Below are 23587 nucleotides of genomic sequence, written 5' to 3' on the forward strand. Positions count from 1 at the left end.
ACGACGACGGTCAGGCGATGGCGGACTTGCAGGCCGCGACGAACTGGGCGGCCGCCTCGGCGGGGGTGGCCCGGCCGTACTGCGCGTTCTCGGCGGCCTTGACCAGTTCCGAGCGGACCTTGCTGTGGCCCTTGATCGGCACCTGCGGTGACTCGCCGAACTTCTGCGCCAGCTCGGCCTCCACCGCGATGGACTGCTTCATCGCCGGGTCGGTGGTGTCGTCGCTGACCACCCGGCGCAGGTCCTGGTTGGACGGCAGGCCGCGGTCGGTGCCGAGCAGCTTGACCGCCTCCGGGTCGTTCATCAGGAAGTTGATCACGTCGACCGCGACGTCCCGGTGCTTGCTGCCGCGGAACACCGACCAGTACATCGACGCCCGGGCCCACTGCGCGCTCGGGTCACCCGGGTACGCCACCACGCCCAGCTCGTCCTTGGTGTTCTTCTTCAGCTCCGGCATCTGGTTGACCCAGACCCAGGAGGTGGCCGCCTTGCCGGTGACCACCAGCTGCTTGCTGATGTCGGTGACGTTGCCCTCGTGGATGACGTCCGGGGTGGGCGTGGCGCCCCGGTCCCGGGCGCCCTTCCACAGCTCGAACCAGCGGGTCACGTCCTCGGCGGTGAAGCCGAGTTCGCTGCCGGAGTACATGTCCTTGCCCTGCTGGCGCAGCCACACCCAGAACGCCTTGTAGTCGGCGCTCGGGTCCTGGGTGCCGGGCACCTTGGCGGTCCTGGCCACCCGCTCCGCCCAGGCGATGTGCTCCTCCCAGCTCATCCCGGTGGTCGGCTCGGGCAGCCCGTGCTTGGCCAGCAGCGACTTGTTGTAGACCAGGCCCTGGGTGTTCTCCCCGGCGGCCAGCCCGGCGAGCTTGCCGTCGACCACCCCGTACTGCCAGAGGCTCTTGGGGAACTTCGAGGTGTCGAGCTTGCCGGAGCTCTGGTACGGGGTGAGGTCCAGCGTGGTGTTGCGGGCGGCGTACTCGGCCAGGAAGTTGTCGTCGATCTGGAACAGGTCCGGCGGGTTGCCGCCGGCGGTGAGGGTGGCCAGCTTGTCGAAGTAGCCCTGGTTGGCCTGCCAGGTCTTCTCGAACGTCACGTTCGGGTGCTTCTTCGTGTAGAGGGCGAGGGCCTCCTCGGTGAGCTTCGCCCGGGCCTCGCCGCCCCACCAGAAGACGGAGAGCTTCACCGGGGCGTTCGGGTCGGTCGCCGGGTCGTCGCCGCCGCTGGCGGCGGCCCCGGCGATCAGCGGCGCGGCGACCGCCACGGCGAGCAGGCCGCGCAGCAGCCGGCGGCGGGGCAGCGGGGTACGGTAGGTGCGCCCGGCGGGCGCGCTGGCGGTGGGGGGCGTTGCGGGGTGCATGTGCGCTCAACTCCTCGGCGTTAGGAGGCGACGCCGTCACCGGTGGCCACCACCGGGTCGCCCGGGCCCGCAAGGCGATGCGGGCCCGGGCCTGCCGGGGCGGCCGAGGGACGGTCCCGGCCGGCATGGGGGCCCGGCCCGGTCGAGTCGCGGATGACCAGTTCGGTCTGGAGCATTACCTGTGCGGTGGTACGACGGGCGCCGGCTGCCGTGCCGGCGCCGATCCCCCGCGCGGCACGCGGCGGCTCGGCGTCCTGTTGCAACAGCATGTCGACGGCCGTCCGGCCGGCGGCCGCGGTCGGCGTGGCCACCGTCGTCAGCTTGGGACGGGTGAGCCGGCTCAGCGCGATGTCGTCGACCCCGACGACGCTCACCTGCTCCGGCACCCGGATCCCGAGTGCGTCGAGCCCCTCGATGAGGCCGATCGCCATCAGGTCGTTGTAGGCGAGCACGGCGGTGACGCCGCTGCGCTGGACCTGCTCGGCCAGCGCCAGGCCACCGGTCTCGGTGGGTGGGTTCGGGCCGAGCACTGTCAGTTCGGCGCCGCCGGCCCGGGCGGCCGCGCCGGCGGCCCGGCGGATCTCCCGGTTGGTCCAGGAGCCGCGCGGTCCGCCGAGCAGCGCGATCTCCCGGTGGCCGAGGCCGAGCAGGTGCTCCACCGCCGCCCGGGCCCCCTGCCCCACGTCCATCAGCACGCACGGCAGGCCGGTCAACTGGCGGTTGACCACCACCAGCGGGACCTCCCGGCTGAGCTGCTCGATGAGGCTGTTGCTCATCCGGGGGCTGCACAGCAGCACGCCGTCGACCTGCTTGGCCAGGGCGTGGACCAGTTCCTCCTCGGTGGTCGGATCCTCGTTGGTGTCGGCCACGAAGACGTGGTAGTCGCGGTGCCGGGCCTGCCCCTCCGCCGCCTTGATCAGCGGCGGGAAGAACGGGTTGGCGATGTCGGCGATGATCAGGCCGATGTTGTGCGTCCGGCCGGTGATCAGTGCCCGGGCGGCCCGGTTGGGCCGGTAACCGAGGTCCTCCGCGCAGGCCAGGACCCGGACCCGGGTCTCCGGGTTGACCAGGTGCGGCGCGGAGAAGGTGCGGGAGACCGTGGAGATGTGCACGCCCGAGGCCCGCGCGACGTCCCTGATGGTGACTGGCACGGCGTCCCTCCGATGTGGCGGCGGTCACGGGTGCCGCCAATTAATGCAAACGGTTGCTCCAGTGTCAACGGGGGATGGTTACAGCTCGATTTCGGCTGCGCTCCCACCGAGCGTACGTATCAGTGCGAATCCTATCAAAAGCCGCCGATTCCCTTCGAGGCGTTGACTCGCCAGCATCGATCGTGATTACTTCACTGCAAACCTTTGCAGCTTCCCGGGAGGCCGACCAGATGTCACCCCAGGCCAGCGGGCGTCTCCGGTACGCCGTGGTGGGCACCGGCGCGCGCGCCGAGATGTTCGTCCGGGCGCTGGTGCGCGACCACCCCGACACCGCCGAGCTGGTCGCCTTCGCCGACGTCAACCAGGCCCGGATGGACGCGCACAACCGGTGGCTGGGCGAGGCGGGCCACCCCCCGGTGCCCACCTACCGGGCCGACGACTTCGCCGCGATGCTCAACAGGGAACGGGTCGACGTGGTGTTGGTGACCAGCGTGGACGTCACCCACGACGGCTACATCGTGGCCGCGCTGGAGGCCGGCTGCGACGTGGTCACCGAGAAGCCGATGACCGTGGACGCGTCGCGCTGCGCACGGATCCTGGACGCGGTGGCGCGTACCGGCCGGCGGGTGACGGTGGCCTTCAACTACCGCTACAACCCGCTGCACGAGCAGGTGCGCCGGCTGCTCGCCGAGGGCGCGGTCGGCGAGGTCGGGTCGGTGCACTTCGAGTGGCTGCTCGACGTCCGCCACGGCGCCGACTACTTCCGCCGCTGGCACCGGGACAAGGCCGCCTCCGGCGGGCTCATGGTGCACAAGGCCAGCCACCACTTCGACCTGGTGAACTGGTGGCTGGACGCCCGGCCGGTGGAGGTCTACGGCGCCGGGCGGCTCTTCTTCTACGGCGCGGCCGGCCGCCGGCACGGCTACGCCCGCGACTACGACCGGGCGCACGGCTCCCCCGCCGCCGGCGACGACCCGTTCGCGCTGCGCCTGGCCGCGCATCCCCGGCTGCGCGAGCTCTACCTCGACGCCGAGGCCGAGGACGGCTACCACCGCGACCGCAACGTCTTCGCCCCCGGCGTCACCATCGAGGACGACATGGCGGTGCTGGCCCGCTACTCCACCGGCGCCACGATGACCTACCACCTCACCGCGTACGCGCCCTGGGAGGGCTACCGGGTGATGGTCAACGGCAGCCGGGGCCGGCTGGAGCTGGAGGTCACCGAGAGCGCGTACGTCAGCCCGGAGGCGGCCGGGGCGCTCAAGGGCGCCGCCCTGCACGGCGCGGAGGCCGCCGCCGAGTCCGGCGGCGCGACGCTCACCCTGCGGCCGTTCTGGCAGCCGCCGCGGGCGATCACCGTCGAGGGCCACACCCGCCAGGGCCACGGCGGCGCGGACGCGCGGATGACCCGGGTGCTCTTCGGCGGCGCCCCGGACCCGCTGGACCGGGCCGCCACCGCCCACGACGGCGCACTCGCCCTGCTCACCGGGCTGGCCGCCAACCGGTCCTTCGACACCGGCCGGCCCGTCCGGGTCGCCGACCTGCTGACCCTGCCCTGACCTCGACCCCGGGAGCCGCATTCCGTGCCCACCATGCCCCGTACCGACCTGCTCCTGCCCGCCGAGCCGGGCCAGCGCGCGCTGGCCCGGGAGCTGTACGCGCTGGCGGCCGAGCTGCCGATCATCTCCCCGCACGGGCACGTCGACCCGGCGTTGCTGGCCGAGGACCGGCCGTTCCCCGACCCGGCCCGGCTGCTCATCGTCCCCGACCACTACCTGACCCGGATGCTGCTCAGCCAGGGCGTACCCCCGGCCGAGCTGGGCGTGCCGAGCCGGGACGGCAGTCCGGTGGAGACCGACGGCCGGCGGATCTGGCGCCGGTTCGCCGCGCACTGGCACCTGTTCCGCGGCACCCCGTCCCGGCTCTGGCTGGAGCAGACCTTCACCGAGGTGTTCGGGGTGGGCACCGCGCTCTCCCCGGCCACCGCCGACGCGGTCTACGACGAGCTGGCCGCCCGGCTGGCCGAGCCGGGCTTCCGGCCCCGGGCGCTGTTCGAGCGGTTCAACATCGAGGTGCTCGCCACCACCGAGTCCCCTCTGGACGACCTGGGGCAGCACGCCAAGCTCGCCGCGGACGGCTGGGGCGGGCCGGGCGGCCGGGTGGTGACCACCTTCCGCCCGGACGACGTGGTGGACCCGGAGTTCGACAACTGGCCGGCCAACGTGGACCGGCTCGGCGAGCTGACCGGCGAGGACACCGGCCGGTACGCCGGCTACCTGGCCGCGCTGCGCGCCCGGCGGGCGGCGTTCGTCGCGGCCGGCGCCACCTCCTCCGACCACGGCCATCCCACCGCCCGGACGCTCGACCTGGCCCCGGCCGAGGCGGCGACGCTCTACGACCGGCTCCGGCGGGGGCGGGCCGAGGCCGGTGACGCGGAGGCGTTCCGGGCGCACATGCTGCTGGAGTTCGCCCGGATGTCGCTGGAGGACGGGCTGGTCATGCAGCTGCACCCGGGCGCGGTGCGCAACCACAACCGGTGGCTGCACGCCCGGCACGGCCGCGACGTCGGCGGCGACGTGCCGCAGGCCACCGAGTACGTGCACGCGCTCGCCCCGCTGCTGGACGCGTACGGCAACGATCCCCGGCTGCGGGTGGTGCTCTACACCCTGGACGAGTACACCTTCACCCGGGAACTGGCCCCGCTGGCCGGTGGCTACGCCGCGCTCTACCTCGGCGCGCCCTGGTGGTTCCTGGACTCCCCCGAGGTGCTGCGCCGGTTCCGGGAGGCGGTCACCGAGACCGCCGGGTTCTACAACACCGCCGGCTTCGTCGACGACACCCGGGCGTTCTGCTCGATCCCGGTGCGCCACGACGTGGCCCGCCGGGTGGACGCCGGCTTCCTGGCCCGGCTGGTCGCCGAGCACCGGTTGCCGATGGCGGAGGCCGCCGAGACCATCGTGGACCTGGCCTACCGGCTGCCGAAACGGGTCTTCAACTTCGGGGAGTCGCAATGAGCGTGCGGAGTGCGGCGCGGCGGAGCCCCGCGGTCGCGAACGAGAGGGGAACCGGCATGAGCGTCACCATCACCTCCGTGGACGTGCACGACGTCCGGTTCCCGACCGCGGCGCGGGGCGACGGCTCGGACGCGATCAACCGGGGCGACTACTCGGCCACCTACGTGGAGCTGGGCACCGACGCCGGGCCGACCGGCACCGGCTTCACCTTCACCAACGGCCGGGGCAACGAGCTGACCTGCGCCGCCGTCCGGGCGCTGGAACACCACGTGCGCGGTCGCACGGTCGCCGAGATCGCCGCCGAGCCGGTGGCGTTCTGGCGCTCGCTCGTCGCCGACGTGCAGCTGCGCTGGCTGGGGCCGGAGAAGGGGGTCATCCACATGGCCACCGGGGCGCTGGTCAACGCGGTCTGGGACCTGCGGGCCAAGCTGGCCGGGCAGCCGCTCTGGCGGTACCTGGCCGAGCTGCCCACCGACGACCTGGTCGGCTGCGTCGACTTCCAGCACATCGCCGACGCGCTCACCCCGGACGAGGCGGCCGCCCTGCTGGACAAGGGGCGCGACGGGCTGCCCGACCGGCTGGCCGCGCTGGAGCGCGACGGGTTCCCCGCGTACACCACCTCGGTGGGGTGGCTGGGCTACCCGGACGGCAAGGTGCGGGCACTGACCCGGCGGGCGTACGCGAACGGCTGGCGGGCGATGAAGATGAAGGTCGGCGGGCCGCTCGCCGACGACCTGCGCCGGGCCCGGATCATCCGGGCCGAGATCGGCCCGGACGCGCTGCTGATGATGGACGCCAACCAGGTGTGGGGGGTCGACGAGGCGATCGCCGCGATGACCGTGCTGGCCGAGGTGGACCCGTACTGGATCGAGGAGCCCACGCACGCCGACGACATCCTCGGCCACGCCCGGATCGCCCGGGCCGTCGGCGAGCTGACCGGCGGGCGTTGCCGGGTGGCCACCGGCGAGGTCGCCGCCAACAAGGTGATCTTCAAGCAGTTGCTCCAGGCCGAGGCGATCGGGGTGATGCAGGTCGACGCCTGCCGGGTCGGCGGGGTCGACGAGGTCCTCGCCGAGCTGCTGATGGCGGCGAAGTTCGGGGTGCCGGTCTGCCCGCACGCCGGCGGCGTCGGGCTCTGCGAGTACGTCCAGCACCTGGCGATCTTCGACTACCTGCGGGTGGGCACCAGCCTGGACGGCCGGATGATCGAGTACGTCGACCACCTGCACGAGCACTTCGTCGATCCGGTGCGCACCCGCGACGGCCGGTACCTGCCGCCCACCGCGCCCGGCTACAGCAGCACCATGCGGCCGGAGTCGGTCGCCCGGTTCCGCTTCCCGGACGGTCCGGCATGGCGCTGACCGTCGGCGCGTCCCGGCTCGGGCTCGGCTCGCTGCGCCGGCTGCCGGCGGCGAGCCGGCCGCTGCTGCGCCCCGGCACCGTGCCGGCCGGCGTGCTGCACCTGGGCCTCGGCGCGTTCCACCGGGCCCACCAGGCGGTATACACCGAGGCGGCGGTCGGCGCGGCCGGCGGCGACTGGGGCATCGTCGGCGTCGCCCCGCGCAACGCCGCGCTGGTCGAGGACCTGACCGCGCAGGACAACCTGTTCAGCGTCACCACGCTGGCCGCGGACGGCGTGACGACCCGGGTGGTGGGCGCGCTGGCCGGGGTGCGGCACGCGGCCAGCGACCCGGCGGCGGTGGTGGCGTTGCTCGCCGACCCGGCGATCCGGGTGGTCACGCTGACCGTGACCGAGAAGGCGTACCAGCTCGACCCGGCCAGCGGTGCACTGCGGCCGGACCCGGCGCTCGCCGCCGACCTGGCCGGTGACCGGCCGCCGGCGACCGTGCCGGGGCTGCTGGTGCGCGGCCTGCTGGCCCGGGCCGCCGCCGACGCCGGGCCGGTCGCGCTGGTCAGCTGCGACAACCTGCCGGCCAACGGCCGCCGGCTGCGCGGCCTGGTCGAGCAGGCGCTGGCGTACGCGGGCGCGCCCGGGCACGCCGTGGGCTGGGTCGGCGAGCAGGTCTCCTTCCCGGGCACCATGGTGGACCGGATCGTGCCGGCCAGCACGGCGGAGACCCTCGACGTGGCCCGCCACGCGCTCGGGGTGACCGACCTGGCAGCGGTGGCCGCCGAGCCGTACGCGCAGTGGGTGATCGAGGACGACTTCCCCGGCGGCCGGCCGGCCTGGGAGCGGGCCGGTGCGGTGCTCTGCGCCGACGCCGGCCCGTGGGAGCGGCTGAAGCTGCGCGCCCTGAACGGGGTGCACTCGGCCACCGCCTACCTCGGCGCGCTGGCCGGCTGCGCGACTGTCGCCGACGCGCTCGCCCTGCCGCACCTGGCCGACGTGCTGCGCCGGCTGGTCGCCGAGGACGTCGCGCCCAGCTTCACCCCGCCCGACGGGATCCGGGTGGTCGACTACGGCGAGCAGGTGCTGGACCGGTTCGGCAACCCGGCGATCCGGCACCGCACCCTCCAGGTGGCGATGGACGGCTCGCAGAAGCTGCCGCAGCGGGTCCTGCACACCATCGCCGACCTGCGCGCCGCCGGCCGGCCCGCGCGCTGGGCCGCGCTGGTGGTCGCCGCCTGGCTGCGCTTCGCCCAGGGCGCCGCCGACGACGGGTCCCCGCTGCCGTTGCAGGATCCGCTCGCCGACCGGATCCGGACCGCGCTGGCCGCCGCCCGGCCCACCCCGGCCGGCGCGGTGGACGCGGCCTTCGCCCTGCGCGAGATCTTCCCCGCCGAGGTGGCCGAGGACGCCGAGGTCCGCGCCGACGTGGTGGGCTGGCTGACCGACCTGACCCGGCACGGGGTGCCGGCGACCCTGGCCGGTGCCCGGTGACCGGCCCGCCCCCGCCGGGCTCGCCCCGGCCCGGCCCGGCGGTCGCCGGCGAGCCGGTGGTGGCACCCGCCGGCCGGTCCGGGTCACACCCGGTCGCCGGGGGCGGGGGCGAACCCGGCCGGCCGGGCGACCCGCCCCGGGTGGCCCTGGTCGGGGCGAACGGGCACGGACGCTGGCACCGCCGGGTGCTGGCGCCGCTGCACGCGGCCGGCCGGCTGCGGCTGGCGGCCCTGGTGGACCTGCGGCCGGTCGAGGACGACCCGGCCGCTCCGGTGCCGGCGGAGACCACCGTGCACACCGACCACCGGCAGATGCTGGCCGCCGTACGGCCGGACGTGGTGGTGGTCTGCACCCCACCGCACACCCACCTGCCGGTCGCCCTGGACGCGCTCGCCGCCGGCGCGGACCTGCTGCTGGAGAAGCCGCCGGTGCTGTCGACGGCCGAGCACGACGAGCTGGCCGGCGCGCTGGCCGCCACCGGCCGGGCCTGCCAGGTGGGGTTCCAGGCGCTCGGCTCGGCGGCGCTGACCGAGCTGACCGCGGCGGTGACCGCCGGCCGGCTCGGCCCGGTCACCGACATCGCCACCGTCGCCGCGTGGCGGCGCACCGACGCGTACTACGCTCGGGCGCCCTGGGCCGGCCGGCGTACCCTGCACGGCCGGCCGGTGCTGGACGGCGCGCTGGCCAACCCGCTGGCGCACGCGGTGATGCAGTGCCTCGCGGTCGCCGAGGCGGTGGCCGGTACGCCGGTGCGGCCGGCCAGCATCGAGGTGGAGCGCTACCGGGTGCGCCCGATCGAGGTGGAGGACACCGCCGTGCTCCGCATCCGGCCGCGCACCGGGCCGCCGGTGCTGGCCGCGGTGACCCTGGCCGGCGAGGACTTCGTCGCCGGCGAGGTGCTGGTGACCGGGGACGCCGGGCGGGCCGTGCTGGAGTACCCGACCGACCGGCTGCTGCTGCCCGGCGACACCGGGCCGCGCGAGGTGCCCGGGCGGCGAGGGCTGCTGGAGAACCTGCTGGAGCACCGGGCCGACCCGGCGGTGCCGCTGATCGCCCCGCTGGCCCGGACCGCGGCGTTCACCGCCGTGCTGGACGCGCTCCGGTCGGCGCCCGAGCCGCAGCTGCTCGCTGGCGACCTGGTGGAGCCGCTCGGCGCCGGCCCGGAGCGGGTGCTGTGCCTGCGCGGTGTCAACGAGGTGCTGCGCCGGGCGGCCGAGCGGGGGCGGCTGCCCTCGGAACTCGGCGTGCCGTGGGCGGTGCCGCCGTACCGGACCGCACCGTCGGAATAGCAGAGCGGACCGGACCACCGGAACAGGAGGCCGCAACACTCGGCAAATCGAGCCCGCCACCGTATCGGGCAACTACTGACAATCACCGGCCGATCCCGGCCGGACGATGCCGGATGAGCCGGACAACTGCAACATTCCTGCATATCTTTGATATTGACCTCGATAAACCTCCATTCCTATCGTTCGTGATGAATGCGGTATCCCGACGAAGGAACGGACGATGTCGATGCGGAGCTTCGCAACCGGTGCGGCGCTGGCCGCACTGATCCTCGTGGCGGCCCCGCCACCGGCCGCGGCCACCGCCCCGCCGGCCGCGGCCACCGCCCACGCCGACGGGCAGCTCTCCTGGGCGGCGCGCCAGCTCGGTCGGCAGACCCTGCCGCCGGGCGACGGCTGGGCCGCCGCCGGGCGACGGCTGGGCCGCCGCCGGGCCCGGCACCACCGGCGGCGCCGCGGCCACCCCCGACCAGGTCAGCGTGGTCACCACCCGGGCCGGACTGGTCGCCGCGCTCGGCGGCGACAACGCCACCAACGCGGGCAACGCCACCCCGAAGATCGTGTACGTGGCCGGCACCGTCGACGGCTTCGAGGGCCCGGACGGTCACCTGCTCGACTGCGCCGACCTGGCCGACCCGGAGTACTCGCTCGACGCCTACCTGGCCGCGTACGACCCGGCGGTGTGGGGCCGGGTGGCGCCCAGCGGCCCGTTGGAGGCGGCCCGGATGCGGTCGGTGGCCAACCAGACCCGGCAGACCCAGATCAACGTCGGCCCGAACACCACCATCGTCGGGCTGCCCGGCGCCCGGCTGACCGGACTGACCCTGATGATCGACCGGGCCCCGAACGTCATCGTGCGCAACCTGACCCTCGACGACGCCCGGGACTGCTTCCCGGCCTGGTCCCCCACCGACGGCGAGACCGGCAACTGGAACTCCCAGTACGACCAGATCTCGGTGCGCCGCAGCGAGAACGTCTGGATCGACCACAACACCTTCACCGACGGCGACAACCCGGACAGCGTTCAGCCGAGCTACTTCGGCCGGCCGTACCAGGTGCACGACGGTTCGCTGGACGTCACGCACACCGCCAGCCTGGTGACCGCCTCGTACAACCGGTTCGTCGGGCGGGACAAGGTGCTGCTGATCGGCTCGTCCAACACCGTCGGCCCGGACGTCGACCGGCTGAAGGTGACGCTGCACCACAACCTCTTCGACTCGGTGCTGCAACGGCTGCCGCGGGTGCGCTTCGGCCAGGTGGACGTCTACAACAACCACTACCGGTTGGGCGGCGACGGGTTCGCGTACGCGATCGGGGTCGGCGTGCAGTCGGCGGTGCACGTGGAGAACAACCACTTCAGCCTCGCTCCGGGCATCACCGCCGCGGACCTGCTCCACGACTGGGGTGGCACCGCGGTCACCACCCGCGGCAACTGGGTCCGGGCCGGCGCCGACCGGGCCCGACCGGTCGACCTGGTGGCCGCGTACAACGCCGCGCACGACCCGGACCTGGGCGCCGACGCCGGCTGGACGCCGACGCTGCGACGCGGCCCGGTGCTGCCCGCCCCGCTGGTCCCGTTGGCGGTGGCCGCCCTCGCCGGTGCCGGCCGGCTGCCGCTCTGACCGCCCACCCGCGCACCGTTCACCCGCGCACAACGCCCACCCGCGCTCCGTCCACCCGCGCACCGCCCGGCCACCCCCTGCCGCGGCCCGCCGGGACCCCCACCTCACCCACCCTCGTGGGCCACCGAGGCCCGCGCGTCGCCACCCCCACCCCGAGGAGACCCCCGTGCGTTCCAGACACCTGCCCCGCGGGGCACTGACCGCCGCCGGCGCCGGCCTGACCGCCCTCCTGCTCGCCGTCGGCGTCACCACCGGCGCCCACGCCGCCACCCTGTTCGCCGACAGCTTCGACGACGGCACCGCCGACGGCTGGTCCAAGTCCGGCGGCGACTGGACGGTGGTCACCGACGGCACCCCCGCCTACCGCCAGGGCAACGCCGGCAGCGAGCTGGCCCGGGCCTTCGCCGGGCAGACCGGCTGGACCGACTACCAGGTGCAGGCCCGGGTCAAGCCGCTGTCGTTCAGCGGCACGAACCGGATCGTCGGGCTCGCCGCCCGGGTGGAGAGTTCCACCCGGATGTACCGGCTCGCGCTGACCAACGCCGGCCGGGCCGAACTCCAGGTGGTCAACGGCAGCTCGATCACCCCGCTCGGCTCGATCCCGCTCGCGGTCGGCACCGGCACCTGGTACACGCTGCGGATCGAGGCCGACGGCGGCACGGTCCGCGGCTTCGTCGACGGCACCCCGGTCGGCGCCGGCGCCGGCACCGCGTACGACGCCGGACGGATCGCGCTGGTCACCGCGTACGCCAGCGCGGTCTTCGACGACGTGCGGGTGGACGGCGCCGGCGGCACCCCGCCCACCACGACCCCGCCCACCAGCACCCCGCCGACCACCGCCCCGCCCACCACGCCACCGCCGACCACCCCGCCGGCCGGGCTGGTCGGCTGGGCCACCCGCAACGGCGGCACCACCGGCGGCGCGGGCGGCGCCACGGTGACGGTGACCGACGCGACAGCGCTGGCGAACGCGGTCAAGGGCGACACCCCCACCACGGTCCGGGTGAGCGGCAGGTTCGGCTGCTCGACCGAGATCCGCAGCGGCTCGAACAAGACGATCGTCGGGGTGGGCGCCGCCTCCGGCCTCACCGGCTGCGGGCTCAACCTGCGCGACGTGCGCAACGTGATCGTCCGGAACCTGACCATCGCGAAGGTGCCCGCCGGGGTGGGCAACGGCGACGCCATCCACCTGGACAACGCCAGCAACGTCTGGATCGACCACAACGACCTGTCCAGCGACACCACCAGCGGCACCGACCACTACGACGGCCTGCTGGACATCACCCACGGCTCGGACTACGTCACGGTCTCCTGGAACCGCCTGCACGACCACGTGAAGTGCTCCCTGGTCGGGCACAGCGACGGCAACTCCGGTGAGGACGCCGGCCGGCTGCGGGTGACCTACCACCACAACCTGTTCGGCAACTGCTTCCAGCGCAACCCCCGGGTCCGGTACGGCAACCCGGTGCACGTGTTCAACAACTACTACGTGAACACCGCCAACCCGTCCTACGGCTACGGCATCGCCAGCACGTCGGGCGCCGGGGTGCTGGTCGAGGGGAACTTCTTCGAGAACATGACCGATCCGACCCACGTCGGCGAGGGCTCCTCCCCCGGCGGCGCGCTGGTCGCCCGGGACAACCACTTCGTCAACTCCGGGGTGCCGCAGACAGCGGGCAGCGTCGCCGCCGTCCCGTACCCGTACGCCCTGGAGCCGGCCGCCGGTGTGAAGGCGACGGTGACCGCCGGCGCCGGCACCGGCCGGGTCACCGGCTGACCCGCCGCCGCGGGTGGGGTCGGCGGTCGCCGGCCCCGCCCGTCGGGTGGCCGACCGCCGGACCGGACCCGTGGTGAAGATCCGCTATAAGTGACGCATGGACTTCCCCGCGTACCTGGCCACCATGCCGATGCACGCGATCACCGAGATCCACGGCGAACCCGGCCTGCTGGAACGGTTCCGGCTGGAGATCCGGGCGTTCGACGAACCCGCCCGGCAGCGGCTCACCGCCGCCCTCGACCTCGCCGCCGACCTGCACCGCGACGACCGGCGGGTACGCGAGCCGTACCTCAACCACCTGCTGCGGGTGGCGATCCGGATGATGCACCACTACCAGGTGCGCGACGTGGACGTGATCGTCGCCGGGCTGCTGCACGACGCGGTCGAGGACCACCCCGACGAGTTGGCCGGCGACGAGGAGGTCGCCGACCCGACGACGGCGGCGCTGGCCACCCTCGCCGACCGGTTCGGCCCGCGGGTGGCCCGCCTGGTCGCGGCGGTCACCAACCCGGCGTACGACCCGGGGCGCGACCGGCACGAGCAGTACCGCGAGCACGTGGCGGCGAGCCTGGAGCGCGAGCCCTGGGCCCGGGTCATCAAGGTCTCCGACTTCACCGACAACGGGGTGGGCGTGATCCACACCGTCGGCCCGAAGGTGGCCTCGTCGGCGGCGAAGTACCGGCCGCTGGTGCCGGTCTTCCGCGACCTCGTCACCCGCCCGGACACCCCGCTGTCGGCCCCGGTCAAGCGGCACATCCTCGACCAGCTCGACCTGGCCGAGGAGCGCTTCAGCGCCATCCTCGACCAGCCCGCCTGACGGCCCGGCCGCCTCCCCCTGACCGCCCGGCCGCCGCTCCCCGACCTCGGCGCGGACCGGCGACCGCCCGCGCGATTTGCCGGCAAAGCCGGTCCACGGCGGGTGGTTCCCGCGATGATGGGTGACCGGGGGTGCGGACCACGAACCGGGGGGCAACGTGCTCGGAACCAGCCTCCTGGGCCGGCTCCGGCGGCGTGACCCGGGGTACGCGGTGCTGCGCCGGGCCGCCCGGCTGACCCTGGTCGCCGCCGGCGTCTTCTACGCCTGCCGGTACGGCCTCGGCGATGCCGTGCTGGCCACGTACGCGCTGTTCGGCACCATCGCCACCGGGATGTTCGTCGAGCTGCCCGGCGCGGCCCGGCAGCGGGCCGGGACCCTGCTGGCGGCGCTCCCGGTGGCCTGGGCGCTGATCACGGCGGGCACCCTGCTGGCCGGCGACACCTGGGCGGCCGCCGCGGGCATGCTGGTCGTCGGCTTCGCCGTGGTGTTCGCCGGGGTCGGCGGGCCGCGCCTGCTCGGGCTGGCCAGCGCGTTCCAGCTCTTCTACATCCTGGCCTCCTTCCCGCCGTACCAGCCGGCGACCCTGCCGGCCCGGCTCGGCGGCGTGACCCTCGGGGTAGCGCTGCTCGCCGCCGCCGAGGTGGTGCTCTGGCCGGATCCGGTCCCGGTCCCCTACCGGCGCCGGCTGGCCCGGGCGGCGGACGACCTCGCGGCGCTGCTGGACGCGACGGCCGCCGCCCACACCGGCCCGACCGGCGAGCGGCACGACCTGGACGCGCGACACGACCTGGAGGCGGGGCACGACCTGGAGGCGCCGCGCGACCGGGCGGCCGCGGCGGTGGCCGGCCTGCGGATCGCCGACCTGCCCGCGCCCCAGCGGCCGACCTCGGCCGGTGCGGGTGACCGGGCGCTACGGGCCGCCGCCGCCGCGGCGCAGGAGATCCTGGTGATCGCGGACCGGTTGGCCGCGGTGGCACCGTCGCGCCCGGTCCCCGACCCCGCGGCGGTACGCCTGTTGCGCCGCTGCGCCGAGACGACCCGCGCCGCCGGCCACCGCCTCCGTGCCGGCGGGCCGCCGGTGCCGCTGGACGACCTGGCGGTGGCGGTCCGGCGGGCCGAGTCCGGCTACGCGGCCGATCCGCACGAGCCGCCGGACCTGCCCCGGATGTGCCGGGACGCGACCGCGCTGGCCCTCGCCGACCAGGTCCGGCTGCTGGCCACCGCCGCCGGGTCGCGCACGGGTCACCCGCAGACCGCGGCAGCCGCCGCCCACCCGGGGTCGGCCGACGAGGCCCGGCACGGGCCGTGGGTGTGGTACTGGCGGCAGTTGCGGGCCCACCTGACGCTGCGCGCCGCCCCGGTCCAGACGGCGCTGCGCCTGGCGGTGGCGCTGGCCGCCGCGCGGGTGGTCGCCGGGACGCTGGACCTCCAGCACGGCTTCTGGGTGTTGCTGGCCACCCTCACCGTCCTGCGCACCTCGGCCGCGGACACCCGTACGGCGTTGCGGCCGGCGCTGCTCGGCACGATCGCCGGCGCCGCCGCCAGCGGCGCGCTGATGTTCGTCGCCGACCGGGCGGTGATCTACGCGGTCGCGCTGCCGGTCGCCATGGTGCTGGCGTTCTCGGTCGGCCGGCTGCTGGGTCCGGCCTGGGCGCAGGCCATGTTCACCGTGCTGCTCACCTTCGTCTTCGCGCAGCTCGCGCCGGAGGGCTGGCGGCTCGCCGAGGTCCGGCTGGTGGACGTCCTGCTCGGCGGGGCGGTCGGGGTGCTCGCCGGGGTGCTGCTCTGGCCCCGGGGGGCGAGTCACGACCTGCGCCGCAACGTGGCCGGCCAGTTGGCGGCCGGCGCGGAGGTGATCGGGCGGACGGTCGAGGCGGTGCTCGGCGACGGGTCGCCGGAGCCGGCCCTCGGGCGGGCGCGCCGGGCGTTGGTGCTGGCCGACGCCTCCTACCTCCAGTACCACGGCGAGCGACCCGACCCGCGGCTCAGCCAGGTGGACTGGCAGGGCGTGCTGGCCGCCGGGCAGCACGTGGTGCGGGGCGCGGAGTCGCTGTTGCGCCGCAACCCGCCCGGCTGCCTGGCCGGGTGGCCCGGCGCGGCGGCGCTGCTGCGGGACTCCGCGCAGCGGCTGCGGTCGGCGTACCGGGAGGCCGCGCAGCGGCTCGCCGAGGGCGGGCCCCCCGGCCCGGTGGCCACCCCGGCGCGCTGCCCCGAGGCCCTGGACCGGATCCGTCCGGCGCTCGACGGTCGCGGCGCCGGTCTGCCGGTCCGCCACCTCGTCGAGGTCGACCTGTGGCTCGCCGGTCTCGCCGAGACCCTCGGCCGGCTCGGAAGGCCAGCGGAGCGGTCGCGGCACGCTCCCGGCTGACCGGGGCCCGGGTGCGGTCAGTGCCCCCGGTACAGCGCCTCGATCTCGTCGGCGTAGCGCGTCGCCACCGCCTCGCGTTTGATCTTCAGCGTCGGGGTGAGTTCGCCTTCGGCCTCGGTGAGGTCGCGCGGCAGGATCCGGAAGGTCTTGACCTGTTCCGCCCGGGACACCGTCGCGTTCGCCCGGTCCACGGCGGACTGGATCTCGCCGCGCAACTCCGGGTTGTCGCGCTGCTCGGCGACCGGCAGGTCGGGCAGGCCGCGCGCGGCCCGCCACCGCGACCAGGCGTGCTCGTCGACGGTGACCAGCGCGGTCACGTACGGGCGGCGGTCGCCGACCAGCATCACCTGGCTCACCAGCGGATGCTCGCGGATCGCGTCCTCGATCGGCGCCGGCGCGAGGTTCTTCCCGGCCGCGGTCACCATGATCTCCTTCTTCCGGCCGGTGATCCGCAGATAGCCGTCCTGGTCGAGGCCGCCGAGGTCGCCGGTGCGCAACCAGCCGTCGCTGGTGAACGTCTCCCGGGTGGCGTCGGGGTTGTTCCAGTAGCCGGGGAAGACCACCGGGCCGTGCGCGAGGATCTCACCGTCGGCGGCGACGCGGATCCGCACGCCGGGTATCGGGCGTCCGGCGGTGCCGATGCGCATGGCCGACGGGGGGTTGACCGTCAGCGCCGGCGAGGTCTCGGTCAGCCCGTACCCCTCCAGCAGCGCCATCCCCGCGCCCCGGAAGAAGTGCCCGAGCCGGTCCGCCAGCGGCGCCCCGCCGACGATCGCCAACCGGCACCGCCCGCCGAGGGTCGCGCGCAGCTTCCGGTACGCCAGCAGCTCGAAGACCGCGTGCGCCAGGCGCAGCAGCGGCCCGGGCCCGCGCGGGGCGTCCAGCGCCCGGCTGTAGCGCACCGCCACCCGGTCGGCGAGCTCGAACAACCGCGCCCGGTTGGCCTCGTCGGCCTTCTGCCGGGCCCGGTTGTACATCTTCTCGAACATCCGGGGCACCGCCAGGATGAACGTGGGGCGGTACCTGCGCAGTTGGTCGAGCACGCCGCTCATGTCGGCGCTGTGCACCATGGTGGCCCGGCTCTGCACCATGCCGACCTGGATCAGCCGGGCGAACGCGTGTGCCAGCGGCAGGAACAGCACCGTCGAGGCGCCCGGGTGCAGCAGGTCCCGCAGCACCTCGACCGCGCCGGTGACGTCGCAGTGGATGTTGCGGTGGGTCAGCACGCAGCCCTTCGGCCGGCCGGTGGTGCCGCTGGTGTACACGATGGTCGCGACGTCCCCGCCGGTCACCGCGCGCCGCCGGGCGTCCACCCGCGCGTCGTCGACGGCGCGGCCCTCCCCGGCCAGGGCGATCAGGTCGCCGCCGTCGATCCGCCACACCCGGCGCAGCGCCGGCAGGTCGTCCCGGAAGCCGGCGAGCATCCCGGCGTGCCCACCGGTCTCCAGCACGCAGCCGACCGCGCCGGAGTCGGTGAGGATCCACCGCAGCTGGTCGGCGCTGGAGGTGTCGTAGATCGGCACGGTGACCGCGCCGATCGACCACAACGCATAGTCGACGAGCGTCCACTCGTAGCGGGTGCGGCTCATCAGCCCGACCCGGTCGCCGTGGCCGATGCCGGCGGCGACGAACCCGCGGGCCAGGGCGAGCACGTCGTCGCGGAACTGCCGGCAGGTCACCGGCTGCGGGCCGGTACGCAGCGGGCGCGGCGCCGGCCAGGACCGGGGCACCGGGTCCGGGCGCAGGAACTGCACCGTCTCGGGCGCCGTCTCGGCGTTCTCCCACACCACGTCGGCCAGGCCCACCGACCGGGCCTCGGCGACCACCGGTTCGACCGACACGTCCTGCACGTCAACTCCCCCGTTCATCCGTCACCGGCACGCGGGGGCCCGCCGGGGTGGCTCCGCGGCCATCATGGCCCGACCGGCGGTGCGGGCGGCGGCGAACGGCGAAAGTGCGCTCGCCGCGGTCGGCGTTCTCGGGCGCGGACGCGGCGGGTGGGACGATTGTCGGCTTCGCCGGCGCGCGACCGCCCCGGCATTTCGGCACTCGTAGGAATTCTGCACAGACCACAGAAAAATCGAAGGATTCCGTTGCATCCCGGCCACCTGCCGGAAAGGATCGATCCAACCCACCGGTGATTACTCCCGGGCGCTCCCCGATCCGGTCCGCGCCCGGCGCCGGCGTGGGTCCAGGAAAGGAGCACGCGTGCAGTTTCATTCGACGCCGACGATTCTCCGACCCCGGAAGGCGCTGGCCGCCGTCGCGCTGACGGCGCTGGCCGGCTCGATCCTCGCCGCCCCGCCCGTCTCGGCCGCCGCGCCCGAGGGGCCGGGCGAGGGCAGCTGCCGGACCGCCGACGACCCGTCCTGGTCCGGCTGGAGCAACCACGAGCAGGTGGGCCAGCGGTTGGCGCAGATCGAACAGACCAGCGGCGGACGGGTGGACGTCGAGGTGGTCGGGCACTCCCCGCAGGGCCGGGAGCTGTGGGCGGCCCGGGTCGGCACCGGCGACAAGGTGCTGCTGGTCACCAGCGCCATCCACGGCAACGAGCGCACCGGCACCGAGGCCCTGCTCGGGATCCTCAAGCACCTCGGCAGCAGCGGCGACGCGCAGACCCGGAGCATCCTGAACGAGATCACCTTCGTGGCGATGCCGATGGTCAACCCCGACGGCGGGGAACTCAACCGGCGGATGAACGTGCGGTCCTGGGACGAGACCGTGGCGCAGTTCCCGCAGCTGGCCGGCGCACCCCGGGCCTGGTACCACCGGCTCAGCGGGGACGGCATCGACCTGCCCGGCTACGACCTCAACCGGGACTTCAACCCGGACCTCGACTACGTGCCGCGGGCCGCCGACCTGCCCGGGCGGGACACCGACGCCGGGTTCTTCCTCTCCCCCGAGTCGCGCGCGATCCGGGACGTCTACGTCGGGCTGCGCGCCGAGAAGGGCGCCGTCGACGCGTACGTGGACCTGCACCACATGGGCCCGTGCGACCGGCTCACCGGTGGCGAGCAGGACGGCCGGCTGATCTCCGTGTCGCTGGACTACCCGCCGCTGGGCGTGCAGGACGGCGCCGCGTACCGGGCGGCCTGGCCGGCGCTCGACCAGGACAAGTCCCGCCGGTACGCCCTCACCGTTGCCAACGGCCTGCTGGCGAAGTACGGCAACCAGTCCAAGCTGGCCGCGGTGGGCCGGTACTTCCACCCGGACGCCCGCGAGTACGCGGGTCAGGGCCGGTCCGCGTTCGCCCTCAACGGCACCGGGACGGTGCTGTTCGAGGTGCGCGGCCAGCAGGACGACCTGGGCCAGAAGCAGCACGGCATGCTGGTGGAGAGCGTGCGTACCGGGGTGGAGTCGCTGCTCGCCGGCCTGGCCGACGGCACCGTTGACCGGGTCGACGGGGACGACTTCTTCGACCTGCCCGACTACGGCTGGGACACCGCCGCCGACTGACCAGGGCAGCGTGGCCGGGGCGGCGTCGGCCGCCCCGGCCGCCGGCTGTCGGGATCAGGCGGGGATCGCGTCGACCAGCTTGCGCAGCAGCGCCTCGTTGGCGGCGGCGTCGTCGTTGAAGCTGCTGATCTGCACCGTGTAGGCACCCGCCTTGCTGATCACCACGGCCTCGGCTTCGGTCCCGCCGGCGGCGAGGTAGCCCTGGTCGCCCCGGTCGATGTCGGACACCCGCTCGAACCGCTTACCGGCCTGTTCCCTGCTGTAGTCGTAGGTCGCCTGACCGGCCACCTCGGAGGCGAGGGTGATGGTCAGGATCGCGACCCCGTTGTCGTCACGGAACAGGCAGTTGCCGTCGGCGTGCATCGTCCGCCCGACGAGGTCCGAGGCACGCTCCGGGGTGAACGGGCAGGACGGGCGCTCGACGGCCGCCGGGTCGCCGTCGACGAGGCCGTCGCCACCGTCGACCTGCTCCGCCGCCCCGGGCGAACCGTCCGGCCCGTCGGAGCCACCGCATCCGGTCAGAGCCAGCGCGACCGCCAAGGCCGCCGGCGCGATCCACCGCCGCATGTCCACCCCTCGCTCTCGTACGCGTCGACGACACCGGGCGCCGACCGCCCCCGGTCCGCTCGGCCGGGCCGCCCACCGGTCGCCGCCGTCACCGTCGCCCCGGACGGTTCGGCACGCCTCGACGCTAGCTTTCCCACCACCGTCGCCGAATCGGGGAAATCCCTATCTACTGACCGGCCCGGTTCCGCCGGGATCGAGGGCTTCCGGCCGGCCACCGGTGGCGGCGCGGATCATCGGCGCGGTCCGACGATCATTTCCGGATGCGCCGCGAAATGATCAGAAAATCGTCGCGCGCAGAACAGTTATTGCTTCCGGGTTAACGAAGTATGACGATTGATCAGGGGGCCCTTCCCATAAGGAGGTTCTTCATGACCGAAGTGACTGAGGCCCCGGACGTCCGCAGCTATCCACTGGGAAAGAGCCGCCCTCCGCTGGCCGTGGCGGACCTGCCCGAGCCGGAAGAGGTGTTCGGCGTACGCAAACTCGGGCTTCCGCAGCTGTTCAAGTACGCGCTCGGCCCGAGCCTGATCGCGCTCGGCATCTCCATCGGCAGCGGGGAGTGGCTGCTCGGCCCGCAGGCGGTGGGCCAGTTCGGCTTCGTCGGGGTCGGCTGGGTGATCCTCGTGTCGGCCGTGCTCCAGACGTTCTACAACGTCGAGTCGTCCCGGTACGTGATGGCCACCGGCGAGGCGCCGGTCGTCGGATGGGGGCGCGTGCCGCCCGGCTACCTGCTGTGGGTGCCGCTGGCGGTGTTCCTGGTCATCTTCGCGTTCATCGCCGGTGGCTGGGCCGCGTCCGCCGGGCAGGGCCTGTACGCGCTGGTCCACGGCGAGGTGCCGCCGGCCGGCGCCGAGGAGCCGCGGCTCTGGGCGATCGGCCTGCTGGTGCTGGTCTTCCTCATCACGGCGGCGGCCCGACGGATCAGCCGCACGCTGGAGCTGGCCAACTGGCTGATGGTCGGCACCATCCTGGTCGCGCTGCTCTTCATCACCCTGCTCGTGGTGCCCGGCAGCCTGTGGTGGGAGGGCATCCGCGGGTTCTTCACCCCGGCCGCGCCGCCGGCCGGCATCACCGCTACCCAGCTGGGCGGGCTGGCCGGCTTCACCGCGCTCGCCTCCGGCCTGAACTGGTACGTGATGGGCCACTACCGGGACAAGGGCTACGGCATGGGTTACCGCACCGGCTACATCTCCGGCCTGCGCGGCGACCGGCGTGAGCTGCTCGCCAGCGGCGTCACCTTCCCGGACGACGCCGCCAACGCCGCCCGCTGGAAGCGCTGGTACCGGCTGCTGCTCACCGACATGTGGGGCATCTTCTTCGTCGGCGCCATGCTGGGCATGCTGCTGCCCACCATCCTCATGGCGCAGGCGGTGGAGCTGTCCGGCGAGACGCCGACCACGGCCACCGTGCCCACCTTCGTGGCCACCGCGCTGGAACCCGAGTACGGGCAGGTGATGTTCTACGGCATGCTGCTGATCGGCGTGCTGATCCTGTTCAGCACCCAGCTCGGCATCTTCGAGGCGATGGTGCGGGTGACCACCGACGCCGCGCACGCCACCAGTCCCCGGCTCCGTCGCCTGCTGGAGGGCGACCCCCGCCGGTTCTACTACCCGTTCATGCTCCTGCTACTGGTGATCATCGCGGTCATCCTGCACCTCGCGCTGCCGGTCAGCCTGGTGCAGTGGTCGGCGAACATGTCCAATCTGGGCGCACTGATCTTCCCGTTCATGCTGATCTACCTGAACCGCCGACTGCCCCGCGCGGCGCGCCCCCGCTCGTGGCACTACGCACTGCTCGTCGTCAATGTCATCTTCTTCGGCTTCTTCTTCGTCAACTTCATCGCCGACTTCGTGGGCGACCCGCTGGTCACCTTCTGACCGGTCGGATCCACCGACGGCGCCCCTCCCGCCGCCAGCGGGAGGGGCGTCACGGCACCAGGTCGGTGACCGGCCGGGCGCGGATGGAGGCGTCCAGCACCTGCGCGGTGTGGGCCAGGGCGACCGTGCCACCGAGCCGGGCGGCCGCCGCGGCCACCTGCATCAGGCAGCCCGGGTTGGCGGTGACGAGCAGCTCGGCGCCGGTGGCCAGGACGTCGCGGGCCTTGCGCTCCCCGAGCTGCGCCGCCGGCTCCGGGTTGAGCACGTTCCAGACGCCCGCCGATCCGCAGCAGATCTCCGGGTCGGCGATCTCCCGCAGTTCCAGCCCGGGTATGCCGCGCAGCAGCTCGCGGGGTTGTGCCCGTACCCCCTGGGCGTGCGCCAGGTGGCAGGCGTCGTGGTAGGCGACGGTCACCGGCAGCGGGTGCCGCCGGGCCACCGGGCCCAGCTCGACGAGCAGCTCGGCCAGGTCGCGTACCTTGCCGGCGAAGGCGGCCGCGCGCTCGGCGTACGCCGGGTCGTCGCGGAGCAGGTCGCCGTACTCCTTCAGCGACGACCCGCACCCGGCGGCGTTGACCACGAACCGGTCGATGCCGGCGGCGTCGAAGACGTCGATCAGCGCCCGGGCGAACCGCCGCGCCTCCGCCGAGCGCCCGTTGTGGACGCTGAGCGCGCCGCAGCAGCCCTGCCGGTCGGGCAGGACGACCACCTCGCAGCCCTCCGCGGCGAGCACCCGGGCGGTGGCCGCGTTGACGTCGGGGAAGAATGCCCGCTGCACGCAGCCGGTGAGCATACCGACCCGCGCCCGCCGCTCGCCGTGCGCCGGCAGCCGGGCCGGCAGCCGGGCCGGGCGCCCGAGCGTGGGGGCGAGCGATTCCAGGGTGGCCAGCGTCGGCGCCAGTCGCGCCGCCAGGCCGCTGCGGCGTACCAGGCGTCGCAGCCCGCTGGCCTGGTACGCCCGCAGCGGCCCGCGCAGCAGCCGCAGCCGGCGCGGGTACGGGAACACCTGGAAGATGGCGGCCCGCAGCAGCCGCTCCCGGCGCGGCCGGGGGTGCCGGCGTTCCACCTGCTGCCGGGTGTCCTCGATCAGCCGGTCGTAGCGGACCCCGGACGGGCACGCGGTCACGCAGGCCATGCAGCCCAGGCAGCGGTCGAAGTGCCGCACCATGGACGGGGTCAGCGGCTCGCCGTCGAGCCCCTCCTCCATCAGGTAGATGCGCCCGCGCGGGGAGTCCATCTCCTCGCCCCAGAGCAGGTAGGTGGGGCAGGTGGGCAGGCAGAAGCCGCAGTGCACGCAGTCGTCGATCAGGTCCCGGCGGGGTGGGTGGTGGTCGTCGAAGGCCGGCTCGCCCGGTGGGCCGGCGACCGGCCCGAGCACGTCCGGTGGGGCGCTGGCGGGCCGGCTGCCCGTGGGCCGGGCGACGCCGCGCCGGGCCGGGAGTTCGCTCGCCAT

General features: G+C 74.4%; 16 protein-coding genes. 11 read left to right on the plus strand and 5 right to left on the minus strand.

The features are described 5' to 3' along the window. Positions 1-10: 10 nt before the first annotated feature. Complete coding sequence (locus SM577_RS18745; RefSeq protein WP_474587529.1) at positions 11-1357, minus strand: ABC transporter substrate-binding protein; 1347 nt, start codon at positions 1355-1357, stop codon at positions 11-13. Between the two features lie 20 nt (positions 1358-1377). Then, complete coding sequence (locus SM577_RS18750) at positions 1378-2508, minus strand: LacI family DNA-binding transcriptional regulator (protein ID WP_302922160.1); 1131 nt, start codon at positions 2506-2508, stop codon at positions 1378-1380. Between the two features lie 230 nt (positions 2509-2738). On the opposite strand from SM577_RS18750, the gene SM577_RS18755 reads away from it, so the two are divergent. From SM577_RS18755 to SM577_RS18795, 9 genes are all read left to right on the plus strand, one after another. After that, positions 2739-4067, plus strand: a complete 1329-nt coding sequence (locus SM577_RS18755; protein ID WP_474587530.1) for a Gfo/Idh/MocA family protein — start codon at positions 2739-2741, stop codon at positions 4065-4067. A gap of 24 nt (positions 4068-4091) precedes the next feature. Beyond that, positions 4092-5522, plus strand: coding sequence for a glucuronate isomerase (gene uxaC, locus SM577_RS18760; RefSeq protein WP_302922158.1), 1431 nt, complete (start codon positions 4092-4094; stop codon positions 5520-5522). A gap of 56 nt (positions 5523-5578) precedes the next feature. Beyond that, positions 5579-6883: an enolase C-terminal domain-like protein gene (locus SM577_RS18765; protein WP_474587531.1), complete on the plus strand. Its 1305-nt coding sequence runs from the start codon at positions 5579-5581 to the stop codon at positions 6881-6883. Continuing rightward, on the plus strand, positions 6874-8364 hold the full coding sequence (locus SM577_RS18770; RefSeq protein WP_302922156.1) for a mannitol dehydrogenase family protein: 1491 nt from the start codon (positions 6874-6876) through the stop codon (positions 8362-8364). Before SM577_RS18765 ends, SM577_RS18770 begins: the two co-directional genes overlap by 10 nt. Before the next feature lie 140 nt (positions 8365-8504). Beyond that, positions 8505-9653, plus strand: coding sequence for a Gfo/Idh/MocA family protein (locus SM577_RS18775; protein WP_474587574.1), 1149 nt, complete (start codon positions 8505-8507; stop codon positions 9651-9653). A 476-nt stretch (positions 9654-10129) separates the two neighbouring features. Continuing rightward, on the plus strand, positions 10130-11272 hold the full coding sequence (locus SM577_RS18780; RefSeq protein WP_474587532.1) for a pectate lyase family protein: 1143 nt from the start codon (positions 10130-10132) through the stop codon (positions 11270-11272). A 166-nt stretch (positions 11273-11438) separates the two neighbouring features. Beyond that, the gene (locus SM577_RS18785) at positions 11439-13049 is read left to right on the plus strand and encodes a pectate lyase family protein (RefSeq protein ID WP_474587533.1); all 1611 of its coding nucleotides are present in this window, start codon (positions 11439-11441) and stop codon (positions 13047-13049) included. A gap of 97 nt (positions 13050-13146) precedes the next feature. After that, complete coding sequence (locus SM577_RS18790; RefSeq protein ID WP_302922153.1) at positions 13147-13866, plus strand: HD domain-containing protein; 720 nt, start codon at positions 13147-13149, stop codon at positions 13864-13866. A gap of 157 nt (positions 13867-14023) precedes the next feature. After that, positions 14024-16234 (plus strand): FUSC family protein, encoded by a 2211-nt coding sequence (locus SM577_RS18795; RefSeq protein ID WP_474587534.1) that lies wholly within the window; start codon positions 14024-14026, stop codon positions 16232-16234. Between the two features lie 17 nt (positions 16235-16251). Here SM577_RS18795 and SM577_RS18800 read toward each other — a convergent pair whose 3' ends face one another. Further along, positions 16252-18084: an AMP-dependent synthetase/ligase gene (locus tag SM577_RS18800; RefSeq protein ID WP_302922151.1), complete on the minus strand. Its 1833-nt coding sequence runs from the start codon at positions 18082-18084 to the stop codon at positions 16252-16254. 358 nt (positions 18085-18442) lie between these two features. Between SM577_RS18800 and SM577_RS18805 the strand changes: the two genes are divergently transcribed. Beyond that, complete coding sequence (locus SM577_RS18805; protein WP_302922150.1) at positions 18443-19690, plus strand: M14 family zinc carboxypeptidase; 1248 nt, start codon at positions 18443-18445, stop codon at positions 19688-19690. A gap of 54 nt (positions 19691-19744) precedes the next feature. Here SM577_RS18805 and SM577_RS18810 read toward each other — a convergent pair whose 3' ends face one another. Then, a complete protein-coding gene (locus tag SM577_RS18810; protein ID WP_474587535.1) occupies positions 19745-20257 on the minus strand; it encodes a hypothetical protein in 513 nt (170 codons plus the stop codon). A gap of 368 nt (positions 20258-20625) precedes the next feature. Here SM577_RS18810 and SM577_RS18815 point away from each other — a divergent pair, with 368 nt between their 5' ends. After that, positions 20626-22134 carry an Nramp family divalent metal transporter gene (locus SM577_RS18815; RefSeq protein WP_474587536.1) on the plus strand — a complete coding sequence of 503 codons (1509 nt, stop codon included), beginning with the start codon at positions 20626-20628 and terminating at the stop codon, positions 22132-22134. Between the two features lie 49 nt (positions 22135-22183). Here SM577_RS18815 and SM577_RS18820 read toward each other — a convergent pair whose 3' ends face one another. Continuing rightward, a complete protein-coding gene (locus SM577_RS18820) occupies positions 22184-23587 on the minus strand; it encodes a (Fe-S)-binding protein (protein ID WP_474587537.1) in 1404 nt (467 codons plus the stop codon).

The organism is Micromonospora desertarenae (assembly GCF_056150265.1).

Coding starts and splice junctions, on each gene's coding strand:
- SM577_RS18745 (WP_474587529.1), bottom strand. CDS start 1,357: ATGCACCCCGCAACGCCCCCCACCGCCAGCGCGCCCGCCGGGCGCACC.
- SM577_RS18755 (WP_474587530.1), top strand. CDS start 2,739: ATGTCACCCCAGGCCAGCGGGCGTCTCCGGTACGCCGTGGTGGGCACC.
- SM577_RS18765 (WP_474587531.1), top strand. CDS start 5,579: ATGAGCGTCACCATCACCTCCGTGGACGTGCACGACGTCCGGTTCCCG.
- SM577_RS18770 (WP_302922156.1), top strand. CDS start 6,874: ATGGCGCTGACCGTCGGCGCGTCCCGGCTCGGGCTCGGCTCGCTGCGC.
- SM577_RS18790 (WP_302922153.1), top strand. CDS start 13,147: ATGGACTTCCCCGCGTACCTGGCCACCATGCCGATGCACGCGATCACC.
- SM577_RS18810 (WP_474587535.1), bottom strand. CDS start 20,257: ATGCGGCGGTGGATCGCGCCGGCGGCCTTGGCGGTCGCGCTGGCTCTG.
- SM577_RS18815 (WP_474587536.1), top strand. CDS start 20,626: ATGACCGAAGTGACTGAGGCCCCGGACGTCCGCAGCTATCCACTGGGA.
- SM577_RS18820 (WP_474587537.1), bottom strand. CDS start 23,587: ATGGCGAGCGAACTCCCGGCCCGGCGCGGCGTCGCCCGGCCCACGGGC.